The sequence below is a fragment of the Ruegeria sp. HKCCSP346 genome (assembly GCF_017872595.1).
Lineage (GTDB): Bacteria > Pseudomonadota > Alphaproteobacteria > Rhodobacterales > Rhodobacteraceae > Ruegeria.
Genome location: NZ_JAEDOT010000003.1, coordinates 319,127 through 344,138 on the forward strand (window position 1 = coordinate 319,127; position 25,012 = coordinate 344,138).

General features: G+C 57.7%; 23 protein-coding genes and 1 tRNA gene. 10 read left to right on the plus strand and 14 right to left on the minus strand.

The features are described 5' to 3' along the window. Positions 1 to 23: 23 nt before the first annotated feature. Positions 24 to 989 carry a glycine betaine ABC transporter substrate-binding protein gene (locus I9185_RS12740; RefSeq protein WP_171724150.1) on the minus strand — a complete coding sequence of 322 codons (966 nt, stop codon included), beginning with the start codon at positions 987 to 989 and terminating at the stop codon, positions 24 to 26. Positions 990 to 1,257: 268 nt separating this feature from the next. Between I9185_RS12740 and I9185_RS12745 the strand changes: the two genes are divergently transcribed. After that, the gene (locus I9185_RS12745) at positions 1,258 to 2,142 is read left to right on the plus strand and encodes a LysR family transcriptional regulator (protein WP_171635733.1); all 885 of its coding nucleotides are present in this window, start codon (positions 1,258 to 1,260) and stop codon (positions 2,140 to 2,142) included. A 53-nt stretch (positions 2,143 to 2,195) separates the two neighbouring features. Here I9185_RS12745 and I9185_RS12750 read toward each other — a convergent pair whose 3' ends face one another. Both I9185_RS12750 and I9185_RS12755 read right to left on the minus strand, forming a co-directional pair. Beyond that, entirely contained in the window at positions 2,196 to 2,903 is a 708-nt protein-coding gene (locus I9185_RS12750; RefSeq protein ID WP_210093239.1) for an amino acid racemase, read from the minus strand. 3 nt (positions 2,904 to 2,906) lie between these two features. Continuing rightward, complete coding sequence (locus I9185_RS12755; protein ID WP_171724152.1) at positions 2,907 to 3,920, minus strand: D-cysteine desulfhydrase; 1,014 nt, start codon at positions 3,918 to 3,920, stop codon at positions 2,907 to 2,909. Between the two features lie 122 nt (positions 3,921 to 4,042). On the opposite strand from I9185_RS12755, the gene I9185_RS12760 reads away from it, so the two are divergent. The 3 genes from I9185_RS12760 to I9185_RS12770 all read left to right on the plus strand — a co-directional run bounded on the left by I9185_RS12760 (position 4,043) and on the right by I9185_RS12770 (position 9,405). Then, positions 4,043 to 4,966, plus strand: a complete 924-nt coding sequence (locus I9185_RS12760; RefSeq protein WP_210093240.1) for a LysR substrate-binding domain-containing protein — start codon at positions 4,043 to 4,045, stop codon at positions 4,964 to 4,966. Between the two features lie 126 nt (positions 4,967 to 5,092). Next, on the plus strand, positions 5,093 to 6,430 hold the full coding sequence (locus tag I9185_RS12765; RefSeq protein WP_171724154.1) for a serine hydrolase: 1,338 nt from the start codon (positions 5,093 to 5,095) through the stop codon (positions 6,428 to 6,430). Between the two features lie 182 nt (positions 6,431 to 6,612). Further along, the gene (locus I9185_RS12770) at positions 6,613 to 9,405 is read left to right on the plus strand and encodes a bifunctional aconitate hydratase 2/2-methylisocitrate dehydratase (RefSeq protein WP_210093241.1); all 2,793 of its coding nucleotides are present in this window, start codon (positions 6,613 to 6,615) and stop codon (positions 9,403 to 9,405) included. A gap of 193 nt (positions 9,406 to 9,598) precedes the next feature. Here the strand turns inward: I9185_RS12770 and I9185_RS12775 are convergent, their stop codons facing one another. From I9185_RS12775 to I9185_RS12800, 6 genes are all read right to left on the minus strand, one after another. Then, entirely contained in the window at positions 9,599 to 10,120 is a 522-nt protein-coding gene (locus tag I9185_RS12775; RefSeq protein WP_171635747.1) for an N-acetyltransferase, read from the minus strand. Beyond that, on the minus strand, positions 10,117 to 10,671 hold the full coding sequence (locus I9185_RS12780) for an XRE family transcriptional regulator (RefSeq protein WP_210093242.1): 555 nt from the start codon (positions 10,669 to 10,671) through the stop codon (positions 10,117 to 10,119). Before I9185_RS12780 ends, I9185_RS12775 begins: the two co-directional genes overlap by 4 nt. Before the next feature lie 118 nt (positions 10,672 to 10,789). Further along, on the minus strand, positions 10,790 to 11,806 hold the full coding sequence (locus I9185_RS12785) for a Fe(3+) ABC transporter substrate-binding protein (RefSeq protein WP_171120613.1): 1,017 nt from the start codon (positions 11,804 to 11,806) through the stop codon (positions 10,790 to 10,792). 196 nt (positions 11,807 to 12,002) lie between these two features. After that, the gene (locus tag I9185_RS12790; protein ID WP_210093243.1) at positions 12,003 to 13,163 is read right to left on the minus strand and encodes a sialidase family protein; all 1,161 of its coding nucleotides are present in this window, start codon (positions 13,161 to 13,163) and stop codon (positions 12,003 to 12,005) included. A gap of 113 nt (positions 13,164 to 13,276) precedes the next feature. Continuing rightward, positions 13,277 to 13,402, minus strand: a complete 126-nt coding sequence (gene ykgO, locus I9185_RS12795; protein WP_005648635.1) for a type B 50S ribosomal protein L36 — start codon at positions 13,400 to 13,402, stop codon at positions 13,277 to 13,279. 90 nt (positions 13,403 to 13,492) lie between these two features. Continuing rightward, a tRNA-Val gene (locus tag I9185_RS12800) sits at positions 13,493 to 13,567 on the minus strand. Between the two features lie 148 nt (positions 13,568 to 13,715). Between I9185_RS12800 and I9185_RS12805 the strand changes: the two genes are divergently transcribed. Continuing rightward, positions 13,716 to 14,576, plus strand: a complete 861-nt coding sequence (locus tag I9185_RS12805; RefSeq protein WP_210093244.1) for an N-formylglutamate amidohydrolase — start codon at positions 13,716 to 13,718, stop codon at positions 14,574 to 14,576. A 2-nt stretch (positions 14,577 to 14,578) separates the two neighbouring features. On the opposite strand, the gene I9185_RS12810 is transcribed toward I9185_RS12805, so the two are convergent. After that, complete coding sequence (locus tag I9185_RS12810) at positions 14,579 to 15,832, minus strand: DNA polymerase IV (protein ID WP_171635755.1); 1,254 nt, start codon at positions 15,830 to 15,832, stop codon at positions 14,579 to 14,581. A gap of 339 nt (positions 15,833 to 16,171) precedes the next feature. Continuing rightward, positions 16,172 to 16,882, minus strand: a complete 711-nt coding sequence (gene pyrF / locus I9185_RS12815; RefSeq protein WP_210093245.1) for an orotidine-5'-phosphate decarboxylase — start codon at positions 16,880 to 16,882, stop codon at positions 16,172 to 16,174. Between the two features lie 87 nt (positions 16,883 to 16,969). On the opposite strand from pyrF, the gene I9185_RS12820 reads away from it, so the two are divergent. From I9185_RS12820 to clpB, 3 genes are all read left to right on the plus strand, one after another. After that, positions 16,970 to 18,226 (plus strand): tetratricopeptide repeat protein, encoded by a 1,257-nt coding sequence (locus tag I9185_RS12820; protein ID WP_210093246.1) that lies wholly within the window; start codon positions 16,970 to 16,972, stop codon positions 18,224 to 18,226. Between the two features lie 100 nt (positions 18,227 to 18,326). Continuing rightward, entirely contained in the window at positions 18,327 to 18,641 is a 315-nt protein-coding gene (locus I9185_RS12825) for a hypothetical protein (RefSeq protein ID WP_171635763.1), read from the plus strand. A 126-nt stretch (positions 18,642 to 18,767) separates the two neighbouring features. After that, on the plus strand, positions 18,768 to 21,386 hold the full coding sequence (clpB, locus tag I9185_RS12830; protein WP_210093247.1) for an ATP-dependent chaperone ClpB: 2,619 nt from the start codon (positions 18,768 to 18,770) through the stop codon (positions 21,384 to 21,386). 45 nt (positions 21,387 to 21,431) lie between these two features. On the opposite strand, the gene I9185_RS12835 is transcribed toward clpB, so the two are convergent. Beyond that, on the minus strand, positions 21,432 to 21,917 hold the full coding sequence (locus I9185_RS12835) for a hypothetical protein (RefSeq protein WP_170347369.1): 486 nt from the start codon (positions 21,915 to 21,917) through the stop codon (positions 21,432 to 21,434). Positions 21,918 to 22,087: 170 nt separating this feature from the next. Next, a complete protein-coding gene (locus I9185_RS12840) occupies positions 22,088 to 22,903 on the minus strand; it encodes a cyclase family protein (RefSeq protein ID WP_209834110.1) in 816 nt (271 codons plus the stop codon). 331 nt (positions 22,904 to 23,234) lie between these two features. On the opposite strand from I9185_RS12840, the gene msrP reads away from it, so the two are divergent. Then, entirely contained in the window at positions 23,235 to 24,137 is a 903-nt protein-coding gene (gene msrP / locus I9185_RS12845; protein ID WP_210093248.1) for a protein-methionine-sulfoxide reductase catalytic subunit MsrP, read from the plus strand. A 4-nt stretch (positions 24,138 to 24,141) separates the two neighbouring features. After that, complete coding sequence (gene msrQ / locus I9185_RS12850) at positions 24,142 to 24,756, plus strand: protein-methionine-sulfoxide reductase heme-binding subunit MsrQ (protein WP_209834108.1); 615 nt, start codon at positions 24,142 to 24,144, stop codon at positions 24,754 to 24,756. A gap of 64 nt (positions 24,757 to 24,820) precedes the next feature. Here msrQ and I9185_RS12855 read toward each other — a convergent pair. Next, positions 24,821 to 25,012 (minus strand): hypothetical protein (locus tag I9185_RS12855; protein ID WP_209834106.1); only part of this gene is annotated, 192 nt, incomplete at its 5' end.

The following is a 25,012-nucleotide window of genomic DNA, read 5'->3' on the forward strand; positions in this document are numbered from 1 at the left end:
CCACCCTGTTTTGGGACGAAAGATCAGAGACCCAGCCAGGCGTCGACACGATCCGGGTTCGCTTCGACCCATTCACGGGCAACGTCCGCCGGGTCGCGGCCCTTGCCGCTGATCTCATAGGCGAACCCGCTGACATCATCCGCCGTCAATGCGAAATTCGCCAAGAAATCGGCAATCGCCGGAGAACGCTCTGGCAGCGTGTTGGACCACGCAATCTGCACGTTCTTGAGCGCGTCCTTGGTCGCAACATTGGATTTGTTGTACCAGTCCGGGTCATCAGACGGTTGGACCATCACGTATTTTGCCGGGTCGAATTGTGGCTCGGTCAACATCTGGACGTCGAACATGTACCAGACAGCATGCGGCTTGTAGCAATAAAAGGCGTAGCCTTCGCCCTTGGCGATGCTGTCCTTGATCCGCGCGGTTTTCACGCTTTCCTCGGCGCGTATCGGCTCAATGAAATCAAGCAGGCCGTAATCGCGGGTTTTGACTTCGTTCACGTTGGCCGAAGCCCAACCTGGCGCGCCAATCCACATTTCACCTTTGCCATTGCCGTCACTGTCCATCAATGCGGCCACATCCGGGCGGCCCAGATCGGCGATGTCGGTGATGTTGTTGGCTTCACCAAAGTCTTTGCTGACGCAGAAACCCTGATTACCCTCGTAGGGGTTCGATGACAGAGTGACGGTGCCCGCTTCGTCCACATATTTCTTGGTGAAGCTTTCCTGGTTGGGCAGCCAAACGTCGGGATGTACGTCGATATCGCCCTTGCCCTGATCCATCGCCTGAAAGATTGTGGCGTTGTTGCCGGGCACATATTCCACTTTGCCCCCGATGCGCATTTCCACGACCGCGCCCAGCACATGGGCAATCGCTTGTGCACCGGTCCAGGATGGCACGCCGATTTTCACCTCTTCGGCTGCGAATGCCGGTACAGCGCAGACGCTGACCACAGCAGCCATCCCCAGCTTTTTCAGATTGGTTCTCATGGTCTTCTCCTCTGTTGAAATGCGCCGTGGTTCGGCGTCGTTCTTTCCGTCGTTCGATTTTCCCGTCGCGCAATAGGGGGGCGCCAACATGCCTTTGGCGACACATTCGGACGGAAGGCTGAAACAAGACCAACCGCCAGACCCTGCCCGGAAGTCTAGAACAGGAGCTTTTCTGAGAGCCAATTCGAACATTTCATCAAACTATTCTTTTTCTGCATAATTTTCTGTATCCTTGCTGAAGATGCTCTTTCACAAGCGGGGATACGCATTGGATCTGAATTGGTTACGCGATTTTGAATGCCTCGCCCGGACCTTGAACTTCACCCGTGCGTCTGATGAACGTAACATCACGCAATCCGCATTCAGTCGCAGAATCAAAGCGTTGGAAAGCTGGGTGGGGCTGCCTTTGGTCAATCGGGCAACCTATCCGGTGCAATTGACCGAGGCCGGCAAACAATTCCTGCCTGTTGCCCAGGCGGCAATTTCACAGCTGTCTGAATCCCGCCAATCCCTGCGGGACGCCGACCGGGGCGACAGTCGGTTCATCCGGTTTTCGGTTCTGCACACCATTGCGGTTAATTTTTTGGCGACCCGCATAGAAGAGTTGCAGAAGCAGATCCCGGAATTGCGCACGCGCGTCCTGTCCGATTCTCTGAGCACCTGCTGTGATCTTTTGGTCGAAGGCGCGGTGGATATCCTGCTGTGCTACTATCACCATACTGTCTCGCCCATGATCGACGAAACCGCGTTCGAGCGTAAGGATCTGTTGAAGGACCGTCTGATACCGGTGGCTGCCGCACAGCCGGTTCGGACACTGGGTTGGGATTTGTCCCGGCAGGATGGCCCGCCGATCCCTTATCTGGCCTATGACCGATCGTCCTTCTTGGGCATGGTCGTTGAAAACACCGTTGACCGGAAACCCCAGAATACCGAAACGATATATGTCGATAGCCTCGTCGAAACGATCAAGCGAAGATTGATGACCGGCAGCGGATTTGCCTGGATGCCCGAAACGTCGATCTCGGCGGAGCTGGATCAGGGGTTGCTGGTGCCGATCGGTGACGATGCATGGTGTGCAACGTTGACGATTTCAGCCTTTTCCAATCCGGCCAGCTTGGATCAGATCGCGCACCAGCTTTGGCAGCGTTTGTGACCGGACGGATTCGTTTTGGCGCACCGACCGGCCGTTGAACGGAAAATGCGCCTTTACCTCGTATGCCGGCCCGTCTGAGAAAAATTGACGATCGCGCGGACCAGCAGATCGATCGTATCCACTGCATTGGCGTCATCCGCGACGCTGTCGGCAATGAGGGAGAATTCAGAGCAAGCGACAAACTGCAAGCCCGCCCCCGCCTTGACCAAGGCTCTTGAGGATGCTCGCAGCGTTTCGCGCGCCTTGTCGTTTTGGCCGTTGACCTTGATCGCGCGGATCGCCGCCAACATCGCGTTGTCATCCGTTGGCCAAACGGTTGACAGCCCGCGCGCGTGCAGGGCTGTTTCGAAAAGACAAGTACGGCGCACCGCCGGAGAAGCGAGCACACCAACGCGCCCACCCTTCCCGAGTGTCCCGACGGCGTGATCCGCGGCCAGTTCAACCATGTTCAACAGCGGAACGGTCACGGCTTCGGTGATCGCCTTGACATAGTGATGCGCCGTGTTGCAGGGCATTGCCAGCGCCACGGCGCCGGCATCCTGAAGACGTCGCGCCATCGCCGCCAGTGTCGGCCCCGGATCTTCGCCCGCCCCTTCGATCAAATGCGCGATCCGTGACGGGACCTGAGTGTTCATGTCGATCAAAAGCGGAATGTGGTCCCGGTCGTCGCTCACCGGCACAGCCTCGACCAGCTTGCGCTGGAGGAGGATCGTTGCCTCAGGGCCCATGCCGCCAAGAATGCCGATGGGGCGCAGTGTCATTGCTCAGATATTCACCCAGCGGTATTTGTGATCGAAGGCAAAGTCATACCCCGCCAAGGCCGCCGCGCCACCCGTGTGAAGGAAAACGACCCGCTGGTCTTTGAATTCGCCTTTGCGCGCCAGATCGATCAGGCCCGCCGCACCCTTGGCCGAGTAGCAGGGATCCAGAAGGATACCTTCCAATTCGGCAAACATCTGGATCGCTTCGATGCCGCTTTCAGTGGGCAGGCCATAGCCTTCGCCGACATAGTCGGTATTGGCCATGACATCTTCACGCTTTACCACGCCCGCGCACCCCAGCTTTTCGGCGGTCTTGCAGGCGAGGTCGTACACCATCTGTTCCTGCTTTGGCCGAGGTGCCCTTGTCCCGATGCCAAGCACCGGCACCTGCGCATTCATGGCGCACATTCCCGTCACCAAACCTGCCTGCGTACCGGACGACCCGGTTGCATGTACCAGCCGGTCAATCCGCAATCCGCTGTCATTGGCCTGACCCAACAGTTCAAAGGCCGCGTTTACATAGCCCAGCGCCCCAGTCGGGTTCGAGCCGCCGCCAGGAATGACATAGACATTGCGGCCTTTTGCCCGTTTCTTCGCGGCAGCCTTTTCCATTTCGCCCGGCATATCGTGACCCCCGGGAAACTTCTGGGTGGTCGCGCCGTGCAAGTGGTCCAGCAGGACATTGCCATTTGTATTGTAGTTGCCATCTTGATAGCCGGTGCGATCTTCCAGAAGAATATGGCAATCAAGGCCCAGCTTGGCGGCAAACGCTGCGGTTTGTCGACCGTGGTTGGTTTGAGTGGCACCTTGCGTCATCACCATGTCGGCGCCCTGCGCTTCCGCTTCGGCCATCAGAAATTCCAGCTTGCGGGTCTTGTTGCCGCCGGTTGACATGCCGGTGCAATCGTCGCGCTTGATCCAGATTTCCACCCCCAGTTCTTTGGAAAGCCGCTTCATCGGTTCAAGCGGTGTCGGAAGATGGGCGAGGTGAAGGCGGGGAAAGCGCGCAAGATGCATGTCACAATTCCTAATATTGATTTTCGTCAATTTACGCTGTGTGTTGCCGCTCTTCTAATTCGAAATTCAGTGATTATGTTGCAAAAATTGCATATTAGTGAGGTCTGGGCTATCTGATTCACATGCGTTTGGAATGGATCGATGACATATTGGCCGTGCTGGACAGCGGATCGCTGACGCGCGCCGCGGAAAAACGACTGCTGACCCAATCTGCCTTTACCCGTCGGGTGCGGCTCATCGAAGGCAGTATCGGAGCGACCCTGTTTGATCGTCGCCGCAAACCCGTATCCCTAATGCCGGGCGTTCAGGCGTTGGAACCTGAACTGCGCGAGCTGAGCGCGCGTCTGCACAAACTGCGTCACAATTTGAAAACAGAAAGCGATCAGGCCAGCCAGTCTTTGTCGCTCGTGTGCCAGCATGCGTTGACGACAACCGTCTCGCCGAAAGTGGTCCGGATGTTGACCGAAAACAGCGATATCTCGGTTCAGGTGCGATCGGGGAACCAGGACGAATGCCTGTTGCAACTGATCTCGAAAGAAGTCGATTTCGCGATCATGTACGCGGCATCGGACGGTGGGGTGCAGAACCTCGAAAGTGCGTTCGAGGCGAGGACGCTTGGTGCCGACACATTGATCCCGGTATGCGCACCGGCAATGCGCGGGGAATTGGATGGCAAGACCATTCCTGCGATTGTCTACCCGCCTGATGTTTTTCTTGGGCAAGTGTTTTCCCGATTGATTGCACCGCGTTTGCCCGACGAAACCAGACTCGTGGCCAAGGCCGAGACGGCCCTGACGCTGGCGATGCTGCAATATGCCGTGAATGAAATCGGCGTTGCATGGCTACCCCACTCTTTGGTCGCCACGCTGCTTGCTCAGGGGCAGCTTGTAAGCGTTGAAGAGGCCCTGCCTGCACAGGCGCTGACAATAAGAATGGTTCGTTTGGCCGAAGCGAAGCCAGAGTTCAGTGAACAGATTTGGCAACGTCTTGCCGGGCAATCGCAAAGCTTTTGGTTGTCGTCGGATCAAAGCGACGAGGCGACTTGAGCAGTTCACCGAGAAAGGCGCCGAGTTTGCGATCAGCATCGGAAGAATACGCAACGGAATAGTGGCAAAACCGAGCTGGATGTATCTAACCTGTGCTGAAAAGACAGCAAAAGGGCAGGTCAGCGGATGTTCAGTAAGGTATTGAAAACGGGTCTAGGTGTCGTGGTTCTGGGCATCGTGGGGCTGCTTGGTTATCTGCTGATCGCCCCGCCCGATTTGTTGAAAGTGGGCACGAATTACTCGGCCAAGATTGTCTGTTCAAACGTTTTCATTGCCGGACGTGATCCGGAAGAGGTCCTTGCGGTGGATGTGCAGGCCCCGGGGCATCCGCTGCTCAAACATGTTTCGATTGAGGTCGATCGAGAGGCGCAGACTGTTCATGCGCGACTCTTTCGGTTCTTCGCGCCCGCCAGGTCGCAGTTCCGGCAAGGGCTTGGCTGCACCAACGTGCATGCTACATCCCTGAGTGCGCAAGGGCTTGAGGCCGCCAAGCCCGCGCCGACAGGGCTTTGGCCAAGCGGAAACGACGTTGCGCAGTCTCATGATTCCAAATTTCAGGCCGTCTTGTCGGATGATACGCTGCTTGGCGAAGGATACCGCGCCGTAGTGGTGGTTCAAGGCGGGCGTATCGTGGCCGAACGCTATGCGGAAGGGTTTGACGCCGACACACCGTTGCTGGGCTGGTCCATGACCAAGACGGTGACGGCCGGGCTGATCGGAACGTTGATCAAAGCGGGTCAGATGAATGTATCGGACACCCTCGTCGACAGTTTTCCCGAATGGGCAGAAGACGCAAGGCGAGACATTACTGTTGCGGACATGCTGGCAATGACAAGCGGTCTGCAATGGAATGAAGAATACGGAGACGTGTCAGACGTGACCAGGATGCTGTATCTCAGCGATGACATGGCCGGTTTCGCTGCCGACCGTGCACTGGAAGCCGGCATTGGAACCGACTTCAACTATTCCTCCGGCACGTCCACCGTGTTGTCCCGGGTGTGGCAGGACAAGCTGCCCGATGGCGGTTTGAGCTATCCTCGGGATGCGCTTTTTGAACCGCTTGGCATGGCTTCGGCGATCATCGAGACAGATGTCGCCGATACATTCATCGGATCCAGCTATATGTACGCCACGGCCCGAGACTGGGCGAGGTATGGCCAGTTTCTGCTGCAAAAAGGGGTTTGGGACGGCGCACAGATTTTGCCCACAGGTTTTGTGGACTGGATGTTCGGACCCGTTGCGGCGTCTGGGGGTGAATATGCCAAGGGTCATCTCTGGTTGAAATCGCCGGGCGACCTGCCACCGTTTGAAGACGCGGTTTGGTTGCAAGGGCATGACGGTCAGTCCATCGGAATTTTCCCGTCGCGTGACATGGTCGTCGTGCGGATGGGGCTTACACCTTCACGGGTGGGCTATTCTTCTTTGCCATTGGCGAAAGCGCTTATTGCGGCTTTCGGGGGGTAGGGGATCGAACATTCCTATCGACGCATCGCCCGACATTGCGGCGGGCATCGCCCGTAGGGCAGGACACTGGGTCGCAGATCTGTATCTTGCACGTCGGTACGCTTTGGTATACCGCCGCATACAAATTCAAGGTGCCGGGCTTTCACGTGGCCCGGTGCATCAGCTAAATGGTCGGAACCGTCATGAGCCTTTACACAGAATACCTGAACGAAATCGAGACGCGCAAAGAACAGGGTCTGCACCCCAAACCCATCGAAGACGGTGCCCTTTTGCAGGAAATCATCGGGCAGATCAAAGATACGGGTCACGCTCATCGCGCCGATTCACTGAACTACTTCATCTACAACACGCTTCCGGGCACAACCAGCGCCGCAGGTGAAAAGGCGCGCTTTCTGAAAGAGATCATCCTGGGTGAAGCGACGGTTGAAGAAATCTCGCAGGATTTCGCGTTTGAATTGCTGTCGCATATGAAGGGCGGCCCATCGGTAGAGGTTCTGCTTGATCTGGCGCTGGGCGATGACGCAGAGATTGCGCAGAAAGCGGCGGCAGTTCTGAAAACCCAGGTGTTCCTGTACGAAGCAGATACCAACCGTCTGAAAACAGCCTTTGAGGCCGGATGCGCCGTTGCAAGTGACATTCTGGAAAGCTATGCCAAGGCCGAGTTCTTTACCCGGCTTCCCGACATCGAAGAAGAAATCAAGGTTGTGACCTATGTGGCGGCCGAAGGGGATATTTCGACCGATCTTCTGTCGCCCGGCAATCAGGCGCATTCGCGGTCAGACCGTGAATTGCACGGCAAGTGCATGATCTCACCCGAAGCACAGGCCGAGATTCAGGACTTGCAAAAACAGCACCCGGACAAGCGCGTCATGCTGGTTGCTGAAAAAGGGACGATGGGTGTTGGATCGTCGCGCATGTCCGGTGTCAACAACGTTGCATTGTGGACAGGAAAGCAAGCCAGCCCCTATGTTCCATTCGTGAACATCGCGCCGGTTGTTGCCGGTACAAACGGGATTTCACCGATCTTTCTGACCACCGTCGGCGTCACCGGCGGGATCGGCATCGATCTCAAGAACTGGGTCAAGAAAGTGGATGCCGACGGCAATCCTATCCTGAACAATGACGGCAATCCTATCCTCGAGCAGAAATATTCCGTCGAGACCGGAACGGTACTGACCATCAACACCAAGGACAAAAAGCTGTACAATGACGCAGGCGACAAAGAGCTGGTCGATCTGTCATCATCCTTCACGCCGCAAAAGACCGAGTTCATAAAGGCCGGAGGATCTTATGCCATTGTCTTTGGCAAAAAGCTTCAGACATTCGCGGCCGAGACGCTCGGTCTCGAGGTGAAATCCGCTTTCGCGCCGTCCAAGGAGATTTCGCATGAAGGGCAGGGCCTGACGGCGGTTGAAAAGATATTCAACAAAAACGCGGTTGGCGTGGCCGAAAGCAAAGTTCTGCATGCGGGCTCGGACGTTCGGGTGAAGGTCAACATCGTCGGTTCGCAGGACACCACCGGCCTGATGACGGCGCAGGAACTGGAAGCCATGGCGGCGACAGTGATATCGCCCACCGTTGACGGTGCCTATCAGTCTGGCTGTCATACTGCTTCGGTTTGGGATTCCAAGGCGCAGGCAAATATCCCAAAACTGATGAAATTCATGAACAACTTTGGCCTGATAACCGCGCGTGACCCCAAAGGTGTTTATCACTCGATGACAGACGTCATCCACAAGGTTCTGAACGACATCACCGTGGATGACTGGGCGATCATCATCGGTGGCGACTCGCATACACGTATGTCCAAAGGCGTCGCGTTTGGTGCTGACTCGGGTACTGTTGCACTGGCGCTGGCCACTGGCGAAGCTACCATGCCGATCCCGGAATCCGTCAAGGTGACGTTCAAGGGCCAGATGGCGGATCACATGGATTTCCGCGATGTGGTTCACGCCACCCAGGCGCAGATGCTGAAGAAATTCGGCGACAACGTGTTCCAGGGGCGGATCATCGAAGTTCACATCGGCACATTGCTGGCGGATCAGGCATTCACCTTTACTGACTGGACGGCCGAGATGAAGGCCAAGGCGTCGATCTGCATCTCAGCGGATGACACGTTGATCGAATCTCTGGAAATCGCGAAAAGCCGTATTCAGATCATGATCGACAAGGGAATGGATAACGAGGCCCGGACACTGCAAGGTCTGATCGACAAGGCCAACGCTCGGATCGCGGAAATCAAGTCGGGTGAAAAGCCGGCCCTGAAACCGGATGAAAACGCCAAGTATTTTGTCGAGTTGGTGGTTGACCTGGATGAAATCAGCGAACCCATGATCGCCGACCCGGATGTCAATAACGCCGATGTATCAAAACGTTACACCCATGATACGATCCGGCCGGTTTCCCACTACAAAGGGGAAAAAAAGGTCGATCTGGGATTTGTTGGATCGTGCATGGTGCACAAGGGCGATCTGGTCATCGTCTCGCAGATGCTGAAAAACATCGAGCAGGAGAAGGGCACAGTAGAATTCAAGGCCCCGCTGGTCGTTGCTGCGCCCACCTACAACATCATCGATGAGCTGAAAGAAGAAGGCGAGTGGAGCATTCTTCAGAAGTATTCAGGCTTTGAATTCGACGATCTGTTCCCAAAAAGCAAAGCACGGACGGAATACGAGAACATCCTGTATCTGGAGCGTCCGGGATGTAACCTCTGCATGGGCAACCAGGAGAAAGCGGCAAAGGGTGACACTGTGCTGGCCACGTCCACACGACTGTTCCAAGGCCGTGTTGTTGAGGACGCGGCGGACAAGAAAGGCGAATCCCTGCTTGCATCGACCCCGGTGGTCGTGCTGTCGGCTGTTTTGGGCCGAATGCCGACCGCCGAGGAATACAAGTCGGCCGTGAAAGGTATCGACCTGACCAAATTTGCGCCTCCGATGGAAAAGCCCGCAGGCACGAAGTCAGCGCATTTCTAAACGCAAGGCACAAAGTTGATTGCCCGGGCATCCCTTCAGGTGGCCGGGCGATTGAGTTCCGCTGTGTTCAGGCCTGGTTGCAGCGCACGCCGCGAAAAAGCGCGGCATGGGAATGCCCCGGACCTTTCGCACGACTTCGCGTGGACTACTGGGGAAAATCCATGATCCACGGTCATACGGTCGCTGTTTGGCGTCAGGCTGACAGCTCTTTATACATGTAAGTCGTGGGTTCCAGTCTGGTTTCGAACGGGTTCCGGCAATAGTTCGGAATTTCCCCGGCGATCTGAAACCCCAGGTCCAGATAAAGCAATCGAGAAGGATCGGTGCTGCGGGTATCAAGAACCAGCATCGTGCGCTCCAACTCTGTCGCTCGTTGAAAGAGGGCTTCCATCAAGGCGCGGCCAAAACCGCGCCGTCTGGCGTTCGGGTGCACCAGAAGTTTCGCGACATCAGCGCGGTGCGGTTGATTGGGCATGGTCGCGGGGATCAGTTGCACCGTGCCCTGAATGCGCCCGTTGTCGTGGAGGGCAAACAGCTCCAACGCACCGGATTTCAGCCCGGGACGAACATTTTGCAGCCAGTAATTTCGTGCGTCACTCTCGGTAAACGGAAGGACAAAGCCGATGCTGGCCCCGTCATGCACACAGGCGTGGAGGATTTCCGCCAGATCATCCACTGCCGCGCTGAAATCGAGATCGGTCAGACGCGAGATCATATCAGCACCAAGAGATAACGCGCACCGCGAGATTCCCCGGTTTCGAACCGGGTTGGGCCCGACAGGTGATAGCGCAGGCAATCTCCGGCGCTCAGCGCATGGGGGGTTCCGTCAACTGTCAGTGTCAGTGCGCCGTCGATCAGGATCAGATGGTGTTCCTGCCCGGATTTGGGCGGCGCCTCGTAAGTGATGACCGTATCGCGCGGCAGGTGGCATTCCACGACCTCGGCGTTCAAGCCGTTTGCAGGCGGTGAAACTGCACGGCGGGTAAAGCCGGTTTCGGGATCACGCCATTCGGTCTGGCGTTCAAACGCCACCTTGGGGTCAAAGCTGTCTTCGACCATCATCAAAAGCCGGGACATCGGCAGGTCATAAGCGGCACAGAGGCGGCCAAGATTCTCAGCGGTGGGGCTGACCTCTCCTTTCTCCATGCGGGACAGCGTGGCGCGGCTGATTCCGCTGTGGGCGGCCAGTTGATCCAGGGACCACCCGCGCCCGTGGCGGAGATCGTTCAAACGGACGGCAAGGCGGTTTGAGAGGTTGTCGAGCATGGGTCACAAATGAGAAAAATTTTCAATTTCGGGAAAAGTTAAATACAAAATTCGATTTTGTAAATGAAAAAGGCGCAGAAACTCCGCGCCCTTCGCAAGCTCTTGATGAGGTGGTGGATTATTTCCAGCCGACTTCGTTAAAGATTTTCTGTGCTTCCGGGATGTTCTTTGCGACCTCCGACAGGTTCACGTCGTCAGCTTTGAACTCACCCAGGGCCTTTACCGATTCCGCCAGCTCAACACTCTGTACTGCCGGGAATTCGTCATTGCCCGCCGAGAAGTACTTCTGCGCCTGATCGCTTGCCAGATACTCGAGGAACAGGATTGCGTTTTCCTTGTTCGGCGCGTGTGCCGCGACGCCACCGCCCGACAGGTTCATATGCGCACCATAGCTGTCCTGATTGGGGAAGACCCAGCCGATCTTGTCGAGGTCAGAGGACAGGCCTTTGACGTCTTTGCGGATAGCCCGTGCATAGTAATAGGTGTTCGATACAGCGATGTCGCATTCACCCGAAACGATGCCACGCAGCTGGTCGGTGTCACCTCCCTGCGGGTCTCGGGCCATGTTGGCGACAACGCCTTCCGCCCAGGATTTTGCAGCTTCGGTACCTTCATGTGTGATGATCGAGGCGAGCAGGGTCTGGTTGTAGGTGTTGGTCGAGGACCGGATGCAGATCAGGCCCTTGTATTCCGGCTTGGCGAGGTCTGCGTAAGTGGCCGGCGGATTGGCAACGTTTTCTTTGTTGTAAAAGATGATCCGACCGCGCTGTGAGAAGCCGAACCACTGGTTGTCTTCGTCCTGAAGGTTGGCGGGGATGCGCTCCTCCAGGGTTTCGCTGTCGATGGCTTGCAGAATGCCCGCATCTTTGGCACGCGCCAGGCGAGACGTGTCGACCGTCAGCATGATATCCGCCGGAGAGTTCGCGCCTTCGGCTTCCATGCGCGCGATCAATTCATCCGCCTTGCCTTCGATCCGGTTGATCTTGATGCCGGTCGCTTCTTCGAAGTCCGTGTAAAGACGTTCGTCAGTGTCATAGTGGCGCGAGGAATAAAGGTTCAGCTCGCCTTCAGCTGCGGCTGATGTTGCGATCAATGCCGACAGAGCGGCGGCCAGGCAGGTTGTGGATTTCAGCATAGTTTGCCCCAACAATTGAATTTCGCGTCGGTTGATAACCCGACTGATTTGCTCAATTATACGATTCTCAGCGAGATGCAAGAAAATCCGACAGATTTACTTGGTCAAATGAGCGCAGGCACCCTTGCGAGGCTTGTTGGGGGCGGGCGCGAGTTGTGTTGAACGGAAAGAGCCGCGTCACACGGCAGTGTCTGGATCACTCACGATCAAGTACCTCAACTGCAAGGATCGTGGGCAAATGGCGGGCGACTTCCGTCCATGTGTCCCCTTCATCAACACTGGCAAAAACCGAGCCGCTGTTGGTCCCGAAATAGATACCGGCGGGGTCTCGGCGGTCTCCGGCCATGGCCTGTCGCAGAACAGTGAAAAAACAGCTTTCTTGCGGCAAGCCACGTCGCTGGTCTTGCCATGTTGCGCCTCCGTTTGTGGATTTCCAAACTGCCGCGGCGGCATCCGGTGGATAGCGCCCGATGCTGTCTCCGTTCAAAGGCAATGTCCAGATCGTGTCCGGATCACGTGGGTGCACATGAATCGGAAATCCAAAGGTGGATGGCAGGCCTTCGGTGATGTCATCCCAACTGCGCCCTCCGTCGGCCGAGCGCCAAACACCGTGATGGTTTTGCTGGTACAGCAAATCCGCGGTTCCCGGAGCTTGAACCATGTTGTGGACGCAATGACCGGTTTCACCATCCCTGGGGGCAGCGGGATGATCATGATGCGTGCAAGATTCGGCGTTGGACAATCTGTTGCGCCGCTCCCAGCTTGCGCCACCATCCTCGGTTGCAAACACACCCGCAGCGGAAATGCCGACCCAGAGCTTTTTCGAATCATTTGGGTCAGTCACGATTGTATGCAGGACCAGCCCCGCACCGCCGGGATTCCAATCGGGTGCCGAGGGGTGGTTTGTCAGGCCCTCAAGCGTGTCCCATGTCCGACCATTGTCGTGGCTGGCTAGCAGGCGGGCCGGTTTTGTGCCTGCGTACAACGTTCCATGTTGATAACGCAAAGACCAGACCTGCGAAAACTCATCGGCGAATGGTGCGGGTTCTCCGGTCCAGCCGATCATCTGGGCAAAATCCTGGTCGTTGGCGGCCCACTCGTCCATTTGGCCCTTGGTGAGTTTTGCGACCTGCCAAGTCACACCGCCGTCTTCGGAACACCAGACTCCGGCGCCATGCCAGTCACCACCGCCCCCGGCCCAAATCGTGCCCGTTTCCTTGTCGCCGATGACGTGGTTGATCGGCCATCCTTCACAATGCGGGCCCGTCACTTTCCAATCTGACCTGTTCTGATCACCAGAGATAATGAACGTTCCCTTGGTCGTTCCCACCAGTACGTCGATGCCGTGTTCGCGCATGGGTTTCACACTCCGCAATGTCGAAGCAAGGGTAGCACGTCAGGCCCACAGGTGCAGAAAACAAAAAAACCGCGCTCAAGGGCGCGGTTTTCTAAAACGGTGTTTTGCTGTTCTCAGCCCTGGCGAGCTTTGAACTTGCGCTGCGTCTTGTTGATAACGTAGACGCGGCCTTTGCGACGCACAACACGGCAGTCGCGGTGCCGATTCTTGAGCGAGCGGAGCGAGTTCTTGACCTTCATGGTCTGTCTCCAATCTGCGGCGCCTTCATCAAGGACGTGGCCAGCGCCTGGGTTACTCGGGTGTCCCGGATCTCCGGAACAGTGAAATCATGGTGGGCGGTACAAGGATCGAACTTGTGACCCCTTCGATGTCAACGAAGTGCTCTACCGCTGAGCTAACCGCCCACTTTCCCTTTGCGTGCCCAGCCCCATAACGAAATGGGGCGCGGAACCCCGCGCCGGTAGCGGGGTCTATAAAAGGAGTCGCAAAGGGGTTCAAGGGGTTTGGTAGAACTATTTTCCGGTCTATGTTGATTGCGAACATGGAGGGATCATGCAAAACGCAGCCTTTGTATTGGATATGCCGGAAAACCGCAGTTCATGCGTGGTTTTTTCATCTCCTCATAGCGGGCGGAATTATCCCGAAGCGTTTTTGAAGCGGTCCGTTCTGAATCAAAGCGTGATTCGATCCTCGGAAGACGCCTTCGTGGATCAATTGTTTGCCGCTGCAGCCGAGAATGGCGCGCCTTTGATCAAAGCGACCATGCCACGCGCCTATCTGGACCTGAATCGCAGTCTGGACGAACTGGACCCGGCGCTGATCAGCGGTGCCCGCAGGCATGGGCACAACCCCAGGGTCGCATCAGGGTTGGGTGTGATACCCCGCGTTGTGGCCAATGGACGGGCAATCTACAGCGGCAAGCTGACCATGGACGAGGCGCGGCTGCGCATCGACACCTATTGGCGCCCCTATCATGCACGTTTGAAATCCCTGCTGGCCGAATCACACGAGAAATTCGGCCAGGCCATACTGGTGGATTGCCACTCCATGCCGCATGAGGCGGTAGCCATGGCCGGTACAACCCGAAACAATCGGCCCGAGATCGTGCTGGGTGATCGGTTCGGTGCGTCGGCCTCGTCCGAAATCGTGGACCTCATCGAATCGGCGTTTGCTGCGGCAGGTCTGAATGTGGTGCGCAACGCCCCGTTTGCCGGGGCCTATGTGACACAGACTTACGGCCGCCCCACCCGCCAGCAACACGCGATCCAGATTGAAATCGACCGGGCCTTGTATATGGACGAAGAAAAGATTGCGCCGAACGCCAATTTCATGACGTTTTCGAAACTCCTTCGGCAGGTGGTGCGCGACATATCCAGAATCGGTTCAAAACCTCTCCGTCTGGCGGCGGAATGAAACTAGCGCAAAGCGCGGCCCTTCACGATTGCTTCCGGGCCGAACCTCTGGCGGATCTGGTCGGTGGCCCGCTCGGCCTGTGATCTGCGGACGGCGCCGGGATCAAGCAGGTCGCCGGAGATGTCAGCCTGATCCGCCGGGCACAGGTCAGACAGGCCACACCCCAACAGGCGGTATGGCCCCTGATCCCCCACCTGATCGAAAAGCCCTTTTGCGGTGCGATAGATTTTGTCCGCGATCTGCGTTGCGTCCCGCAATGACACGCGCCGTGTCAGAATCTTGTGATTGGCTTTCTTCAGCTTCAGCGTAACGACCCGGCCAGCCAGATCCTTGGCCTTGGCCCGGTCCGAGACCTTCAGGGCCATGCGCCACAAATGTCCGTCCAGAATATCAATATTGGCGGTGTCCTCGAAAAACGTGGTCTCATTGCTGATGGATTTCATCGGTTCATGGGCTGAAACGCGTCGTTTGTCCTGACCCCGTGCCAAATGCCACAGGCGATACCCCATCGAGCCGAAACGCACAGTCAAAGCCTCCTGATCCCAACGCAGCAGGTCGTTGAAGGTTCGAATCCCTGCCCGGTCCAGTGATTCCTGCGCAGCGGGGCCAATACCCCAGATCAATCGTACGGGTTTGTCATTCAGAAACTCAGCCGTCTCGGCCTTGCCGATCACCGAAAACCCACGGGGCTTGTCGAGGTCCGAGGCAACCTTGGCCAGAAACTTATTGTGACTCAGCCCGATGGATCCTGTCACACCCAGTTCATCCTTCATGCGTTTGACCAGGCGCGCCAGCATGACGGCCGGGGGGGCTCCGTGCAGGCGTTCGGTGCCGGACAGGTCCATGAAAGCTTCGTCCAGGGACAGGGGTTCGACCACTGGTGTCAGTTCGTCCATCATGGCGCGGATGTCCCGTGACACCTGGGCATACACGGACATGCGTGGTTTGATCACGACGGCATCGGGGCACAGTTGCAGCGCTTTGAACATGGGCATGGCGGATCGCACACCGCGAATTCGGGCCACGTAGCATGCCGTGGATACAACACCGCGTTTGCCGCCGCCGATGATGACAGGCTTGTCTGCCAGTTCCGGATTGTCCCGCTTTTCCACCGAAGCATAGAAGGCATCGCAATCCATATGTGCGATGGACAGATCAAACAGTTCGGGATGAGACTTTACCCTGGGGCTGCCGCAGGCCGTGCAGCGCCGTTCGTTCGTCAAAGGGGTCAGGCAATCTCGGCAAAGACCGGGCATCTGCGTCCTCATGTGTTCCGCAGTTGTCTTGGGGGTCCCTTATATCATCCAGTGATATCGATCAAAGATCATTCAGAGAAAAGAAACCCCCCGCGCTTCGCGGGGGGAAGTAACGAACCTCAGGAAGAGTAGGTTCGTTGGGGAGTAAATCCCCTTGAGAATCGCTAAGATTTTCCGGTTGAGATAGGGTTTGGCGCGCTTTTCAGAAACTCGCTTTTTGAATGTGTGTTTTCTGGCACAGGGACGATTTGGCGCGGATTCGCGAAAAACTGACGTAAGGTCAACCTGTTGCGGCGGTTTTTTCAGCGTGAATCCCTGTTGAAACGATGATCCTGCTCATCACGTTTTCAGAGAATTTAACTCGGTCAAAACGGCCGCGGCCGCGGATTTTGGATCTTCGGCCTGATAAATGGGGCGGCCAACTACGATATGATCCGCCCCGTCCTGGATGGCGCTGGCAGGTGTGGCCACACGTTTTTGATCGCCCAGTGCCGCGCCTGCCGGACGCACGCCGGGGGTTACGATCAGCCGGCCCTTCGCCTGGGGCAGGGCGCGGATCAGGGCGGCCTCCTGCGGGCTGGCGATCACGCCGTCGGCCCCGGCCTCGAAGGCGTGGGCGGCGCGTTCCACCACCATGTCCTGAACGTCGCCGGCCTTCATCATGCCGGCATCCAGGTCGTCGCGGTTCAGCGAGGTCAGGATGGTCACCGCCAGGATTTTCAGATCCTTGCCCGCCGCGCCTTCCTTGGCGGCGCGCACCACATGCGGGTCGCCATGCACGGTCAGGAAATCCAGATCGAACTGCGCCAGCCCCCGCACCGCGTTTTCCACCGTGTTGCCGATGTCGAACAGCTTCATGTCCAGGAAGATGCGCTTGCCGTGTTCCTGCTTGAGCTCATTGGCCAGTGCCAGCCCGCCGCCTGTCAGCATGCCCAGGCCGATCTTGTAGAACGAAACGGCGTCGCCTAGCGTCTCGGCCAGCTTCAGCCCTTCCAGCGCGCTGGGGACGTCGAGGGCGACGATCAGGCGGTCATCGGCGGTTTGGAGCATTGTATCGACCTTTCAAGCTTGACGGGATCGGCGCTTCTGTAGAGCGTGTGACGCATTGAGACAAGAAAAGACGCAGGAAAATACGGGATGATACGGTTGGGTGTGGTGGCCTCGGCGGCTGTTCTGGTCGGGGCGGGCGCGGTCTGGGCCGATGAAACGGATTGCGGCGAGGCCCGACTGGTCTGGGCGGACGTCAAGGACAGCGGGTCGGCGACGGCGATCGAGAGTTTTTCACGGATCTACGCCGATTGCCCGATCTATTCGCAGCTGGCGCGCGATCTGCTGGTCGGGCTGACCGGCGAGGCCTCTGCGCCGGCAAAGGCCGACGACCCCAAGGAACCGCAACGGCGCCTGCGGGTTTCCGACCTGCGCCCCCGGCCGGAACCCAACCCCGACGATCCACCGCAGGACCCCGACTATTCGGACGGAGAGTATGACTGCCTGATGGCCGCTGCCGCTCCGGGGCAGTCGCCCTATTTCGACGGGGTGAAATGGGCCGACATGGACGCCGAGAATGCGATGGCGATCTGCGCCGATCTGCTGTTGAAAGATCAGGATGTCGATGCCGAGGTCGTGGCCGCCTTTGGCCGGGCGCTCATGAAGGGCGGCAAGCTGGAAATGGCGCTCGAGTTTTCGGAACTGGCCGCGATGGAGGGCCGCGGGCTGGCGATGAACACGCTCGCTTCGCTCTATAGTGATGGCGAGATCGTTCCCGAGGACCACGAGACCGCGTTTGCCTGGTACATGGCGGCTGCTGAAAGCGCTCTGCCGATGGGCATGCACAACGTCGCGTATGGCTTCGAGAACGGGAAAGGTGTTGCGCCCGACATCGACAAGGCGCTGTACTATTATGAAAGGGCTGCGTTCTTCGGATATGAGCCGTCTCAGCTGCACCTCGGCGTAATCTATCGCGAAGGAACGCATGTCCCGCGCGATATGCAGCGCGCGGTCGACTATCTGAAGATGGCGGCCCGAAACGGCAGCGCCGATGCCGCGGCGCGATTGGGCTACATCTACGAGATCGGCGAGAACGGCTACTCCAAAGACATCGAACAGGCGCTGGATTATTATTTCCAGGCCGCCAAGCAGGACAATGTCGTGGCGCTGCACAATCTCGGGTCTTTGACCTATCACGGGCGGGACGGTGTGCCTCAGGACACGGAAGCGCCCCTGTTGTTCTGGGGCAGGGCCGCAAAGCTTGGCGATGTGAAATCGCAGCGCAAATTCGGCCGGTTGCTCTATGAAATCGGCGATGTCGAAGAGGCGCTGAGGTTTCTTCGCCTCGCGGCCGAGCAGGGCGATGACGAGGCGCAAAAGCTGATCCGGCAGATCGAAGGCGGTTGACGCCCACAGCTGACAAAGGAGCCAGCGGTGTCCTCGCTTTGTCCCAACTGTGCTATGGTGCTGCCACTCTGAAACGAAAATTGCATCAAAGGGACAGACCATGAAGCACCTTGTTCCGCTGGCCGTCGTCGCCACGCTGGCCGCCTGCGACGACACGCCGCCACAGACCGAAACCGGCGCCGCGCCGCCCCCGACCAATGATGATTTGTATCTTGTTCGGGGCTATCGGTCCGAAGATGACTGGTGCCAGTTGACCGGAGAAACCACCTTTACCGGCAATTTCCTCGACCACACCGCCGATCTTGTATCCTGCCCCACGGGCAGCGCCGCCGCGCAGTCGCTGGTCGAGACGAACGATGCCCAGCAGGTGGCCGAAACCGGGGGCTACACTGTCTATACGATTCCGCGTGGTTGAGGCGTTTTTTCACTCTCTAGCCTCTTGAACCGGCAAAGGTATTTCCCAGATTGAATGTGAGGCTTCGACCGACGCGTGCCGCCAGGCGGGCGCATCAAAACGGGGCGCTTGGAAAAGGAGAATATCATGGACTTGAACAAGTTCACTGAACGGGCACGGGGGTTCGTGCAGGCGGCGCAGACCATTGCGCTGCGCGAGGGGCACCAGAGGCTGGAGCCCACACATATACTCAAAGCATTGATGGATGACGATCAGGGGCTGGCAAGCAATCTGATCACACGCGCGGGCGGCGCGCCGAACCGCGTGGTCGAGGCGCTTGACGCTGCCATGGGCAAGATCCCGAAAGTCAGCGGTGATGCCGGCCAGATTTACATGGACGGCCAGACGGCCAAGGTTTTGGACGAGGCCGAAAAGATCGCCACCAAGGCGGGCGACAGCTTTGTGCCCGTTGAACGCGTTTTGATGGCGCTGTGCATGGTGAAATCCAAAGCCAAGGAGGCTTTGGAGGCCGGTGCGGTATCTGCCCAGAAGCTGAATGAAGCGATCAATGACATCCGCAAGGGTCGCACTGCTGACACAGCGTCGGCGGAAGAGGGCTATGACGCGCTCAAGAAATATGCGCGGGATCTGACTGAAGCTGCGGCTGAAGGCAAGATTGACCCGATCATTGGGCGGGATGAGGAAATCCGCCGCTCAATGCAGGTTCTGTCGCGCCGCACCAAGAACAACCCGGTTCTGATAGGGGAACCTGGCGTCGGTAAAACCGCGATTGCCGAGGGCATGGCGTTGCGCATCGTCAACGGCGACGTACCGGAATCGCTGAGGGACAAGAAGCTGCTTGCGCTCGACATGGGTGCGCTGATTGCCGGTGCGAAATACCGTGGTGAATTCGAAGAACGCCTCAAGGCTGTTCTGACCGAGGTGACCGAGGCCGCGGGTGAGATCATCCTGTTCATCGACGAGATGCACACGCTGGTTGGCGCGGGCAAATCGGATGGTGCGATGGATGCCGCCAACCTGATCAAGCCCGCGCTCGCCCGGGGTGAGCTGCATTGTATCGGTGCGACCACACTGGACGAGTATCGCAAATACGTCGAAAAAGACGCGGCCCTTGCGCGCCGGTTCCAGCCGGTGATGGTTCAGGAACCGACGGTCGAAGACACGATCAGCATTCTGCGCGGCATCAAGGAAAAGTACGAGCTGCACCACGGCGTGCGCATCTCGGATTCGGCGTTGGTGTCGGCGGCGACCCTGTCGCATCGCTATATCACCGACCGGTTCCTGCCCGACAAAGCCATCGACTTGGTCGATGAAGCCGCGTCGCGGTTGCGGATGGAGGTGGATTCCAAGCCTGAGGAACTCGATCAGCTGGATCGCCAGATTCTGCAAATGCAGATCGAGGAAGAGGCGCTGAAGCTGGAAGACGATGCGGCATCGAAGGATCGCCTGGAAACCTTGCAGAAGGATCTAGCAGAACTTCAGGAAAAATCCGCCGAGATGACTGCGCAGTGGCAGGCCGAACGCGACAAGCTGGCTGGCGCGCGGGATTTGAAGGAACAGCTCGACAAGGCGCGGGCCGATCTGGAAATCGCCAAGCGCGAAGGCAACCTCGCCAAGGCGGGTGAGCTGTCCTATGGCATCATCCCCGAGCTTGAGAAAAAGCTGTCCGAGGCCGAGAATGCCGAAAGCAACGCCATGATGGCCGAGGAAACGGTGCGTCCGGAACAGATAGCCAGCGTTGTCGAACGCTGGACGGGCATCCCGACCGCCAAAATGCTGGAAGGCGAACGCGAGAAACTGCTGCGGATGGAAGAAGAACTGCATTCGCGCGTGATCGGTCAGGATGCGGCTGTCACCGCTGTAGCCAATGCAGTACGCCGTGCTCGTGCGGGTCTGAATGACGAAAACCGCCCGCTGGGCTCGTTCCTGTTCCTTGGGCCGACTGGCGTGGGTAAGACCGAGCTGACCAAGGCCGTGGCGAATTTCCTGTTCGATGACGACAACGCGATGGTGCGCATCGACATGTCCGAGTTCATGGAGAAACACGCGGTCGCCCGTCTGATCGGTGCCCCTCCGGGCTATGTCGGTTATGACGAAGGCGGTGTGCTGACCGAAGCCGTGCGGCGCAGGCCCTATCAGGTCGTGCTGTTCGACGAGGTCGAAAAGGCGCACCCGGATGTTTTCAACGTGCTGTTGCAGGTTCTGGACGATGGCGTTCTGACCGATGGTCAGGGCCGCACCGTGGACTTCAAACAGACGCTGATCATCCTGACGTCGAACCTTGGGTCTCAGGCGCTCAGCCAGCTGCCCGAAGGTGCGGACAGTTCACAGGCCAAGCGCGACGTGATGGATGCAGTCCGGGCACATTTCCGGCCCGAGTTCCTGAACCGTTTGGACGAAACGATCATCTTTGACCGCCTCAAGCGTGCCGATATGGATGGCATCGTCGATATTCAGATGGCACGTCTGCAAAAACGTCTGGCCGCCCGCAAGATCGAGCTGGCCCTGGATGACAGCGCCAAGGTATGGCTGGCCAATGAAGGCTATGACCCGGTCTTCGGTGCCCGCCCGCTGAAACGCGTCATCCAGCGCGCGTTGCAGAACCCGTTGGCCGAAGCTCTGCTGGCCGGGGAAATCAAGGATGGTGACATCGTTCCGGTCACCGCCGGGCAAGATGGTTTGATCATCGGTGATCGTTTGGGAACTTCCGAGCGACCGCGCCCGGACGATGCCGTGGTGCATTGATCTGACACCGTGAACTGAAAGGCCCGCTTTTTTGGCGGGCCTTTTTCATGTCGGCTTTCCATAGCCTTTGTTCAGATAATCACTGAGGACCTTCATCCAGACCTGCGCTTTCTCCATTGGAAACTGGGCCGTGAACCTCAGCTTCACAATACAATTGTCCACGACGCCGACTGCCAGAAGTTCGGACAGGCCATCTGATGCTTTGGCCTCGGCCCGATACGGCAACACCTGCGACGGATCACGCAACTGATAGGCGTTGATTTCACCAAGCTCGGCACCGCGCCGCGCAGCTATTGCAGCGATATCGCGTGCAGCTTGTTTAAAGCTTTCAAGGGCCATTTCAGATGAGACGTCCCTTTGTTGATGGTCATAGAAGAAAACCGTGATCTTGGAAGATGGGTCTGCAAAAGTGGCGGAATAGCCGAGGCCCGGATGGCTGTCTTCATAAACTTCAGACCCGATCTGATTCAGATCGCTCAGGACCTGCGGCGCGCGCTCAAACAGCTTTTTGCACGATTGCACATCAGCCAATGCCGATCCGCACAGCAAAGACAAAAAAACAACAAGGGGTCTAAGCAACATGAAGGCTGGTGTCCCGAACAGATCAAGAACGCACGACGTCTTGGTCTGCAACTGTGGCAGAAGTTTGGCCCTACCGGAAAGATGGCCGGGCGGGCGCTGGTCGGCCGCCCGGGCATTTGTCAGATCAATGCAAAGATCCGCGCCGGCCCGCCGGTGCCGCCTTGGTGCTTGGGTGCGCCGATCACCAGCGTTGCACCCGACGCAGGCACGCGATCCAGCCCAGCCAGACATTCGATCCCGAACCGGCCTGACGGCAACCACGCGTAATGTGTCGCGAAATCTGCGGACATGCCGTGATCCAAGGACAGGGTATCAACGGCAATTGATCGTGCTCCGGTCTCCTCCATCAGCATCTCCGCGGCTTCAACGTGGAAGCCCGGGTAATGCTGCGCTTCGCCGTCGAAATTGCGGAACTCATCCGTGGCGGTTTTGCCTGCCCATCCGGAATGCATCGCCACGCAGGCACCATCAGGAATATCACCATTGGCCGCAATCCAGGCTTTCAGATCGTCCGGGGTGACGCGCGTGTCAGCGTCCTCGGCCGCTCGGGCGGCGATGTCCACGACGCATAAGGGGGCGACCAGATCCGTGACGGGGATTTCATCAACCGACGTCCCATCCGCCGAAAAGTGAAGCGGCGCATCGATATGCGTGCCCGTATGTTCGTTGATTGACAGGTTGAACAGATTGAAGCCGTGATCAGCAAAGTTGAAAGCCTGCTCGGCCGAAATGCCGGGTTCGCCGCCCCATGTCGGGAAATCCGGGCTCAGCGTATGGGTCATATCTTCGACACCGCCATGCCCGGCCGCCAGTGCTTGCGGCGCGACGGCTCCGGTTGCGGCTGCTGCAACACCCGAAGCTGCGGCAGCTTTGAAGAACCCGCGACGAGACAGCATCTTGTCTTTGACGGCATTCATTACGCAGATATCACACATTTTTCTTCCTCCCATTGCGGCCAAAAGGCTGCACTCGCAGCCTTGCCTCGCGTTCGGCTTGGCGTGGCGCCCACCTGACAGAGTGCAGCCTTGCGCCCGCAGTTGTAAAGTTTTGTGCCCGTGTTCTGACGGTAATCCACGAAAACCGCAGTTTTCCGCCGGGCTCCAAAAGTTCTCGAGTCTATGGTTTTCGGTGCTGAAAACGTTACTCGAATGCCCTGTTACAATGGAACGTTACAATCACTTCGCTCAATCGTTACGCCTGTTTCCATGGCTCTGTGCTATCAGCACACTACGTCAATAGCGACCACTGAAGATGACGGAGACCCATATGGCGCATCGCTGGACCAATACTTTGACACATGCAGACGTCACCCCCCGGGCGGCGTTCCTCAACCGGCGGCAGGTTATGGCCGGGCTAGCTGGTGTCAGCCTGACTGCGATGGCCAAACCGGCGGCAGCACAAGATGGGTTGGAGCCGAACACGTGGGAAGAGATCACCACCTACAACAACTACTATGAGTTCGGGACCGGGAAAGATGACCCGGCGAAATATGCTCATACGCTGGTGACCGAACCCTGGAGCGTCACGATTGATGGTCTGGTCGACCACCCCGGCGACTATGATTTTCAGGCCATCCTGTCCGAGATGACGATAGAGGAGCGGATCTACCGCTTTCGCTGTGTGGAAGCCTGGTCGATGGTAATTCCATGGAACGGATTTGAGCTGGCCGACCTTCTCAATATGGCGGGCGTGCAAGACGGCGCGAAATATGTGGCTTTTGAGACGGCCTATCGCCCGGATGAAATGCCGGGAACGCGGTTTCCCGTTCTCGATTGGCCGTACCGAGAGGGATTGCGCCTGGATGAGGCGATGCACCCCCTGACAATCATGGCAACCGGAATTTACGACCGCCCAATTCCCAACCAGAACGGTGCGCCCTTGCGTCTGGTCGTTCCTTGGAAATACGGCTTCAAATCGATCAAGTCGATTGTTCGGATCACGCTCACAAAGGATGAACCGCCCACCAGCTGGAACATGTCCAATCCACGCGAATACGGGTTCTACAGCAATGTGAACCCCAACGTGGACCATCCACGCTGGTCTCAGGCTTCAGAGCGCGAGATCGGGGGCGGGCTTTTCGCGTCACGTAAGCCGACCCTGATGTTCAACGGCTATGAACAAGAGGTCGCCAGCCTTTATGAAGGCATGGATCTGGCCAAGAATTATTAAAACCATGTCGGCGATGAACCAGACACTCCGCCGTATTCCGGTATGGGCCGTTTATCTGCTGGGGGCGTTGCCCGCCCCCTGGCTGTTTTATCTTGGCTTGACCGGTGGTTTGGGGGTCGAACCGATTGAGGCGTTGGAGCACAGATATGGGGAACTGGCCCTTCAGTTGCTGATTGCCGGTCTGGCGGTCACACCCCTGCGCCGGCATGTCGGCCTCAACCTGATGAAGTTTCGGCGCGCGATCGGGGTGCTCACGTTTGTATACGTCGCGTTGCATCTTCTTGTGTGGCTGGTTCTGGATGTGCAGCTTCCCAGCCAGATCTGGGCGGATATCCTCAAACGCCCGTACATAACAGTCGGCATGGCGGGGTTTCTTCTTCTGCTTCCGCTGGCGTTGACCTCCAACAACTGGTCTGTGCGCCGACTGGGACCGCGCTGGCGCAAGCTGCACCACCTCGTTTACGCGGCCGCATTGTTGGGGGCGATGCATTACCTCTTGCTGGCAAAAGGATTTCAGATCGAGCCGCTTGCTTACCTGGCTGCCATTATCGCCCTGCTTGTCCTGCGCCTGCCGATTCCCAACCTGTCTTTCCGGTCCAACAGGGCCGATTCCGCCTGACTCGGACGTGAGGCTGTGGGTAATCATGTGCATAACGCGCTGAACCGGGAATTCTGACCTGCCTTTACATAGTTATCGGCGGCAGTGCGCTTGATTGATCCGGTTTAAGTATCTGTAATTGCTTGATAAATGAACTTTTCAAGAATTTCTTCTGTTTTTGTGTATTTTCCGCTTGCGGGATTTGTTTGTTATACTTAGAACCCCCTTCACCGGCGCTGCTGAGGCGCTGGGACGCGGCGGAAGCGGCGGTTACGCT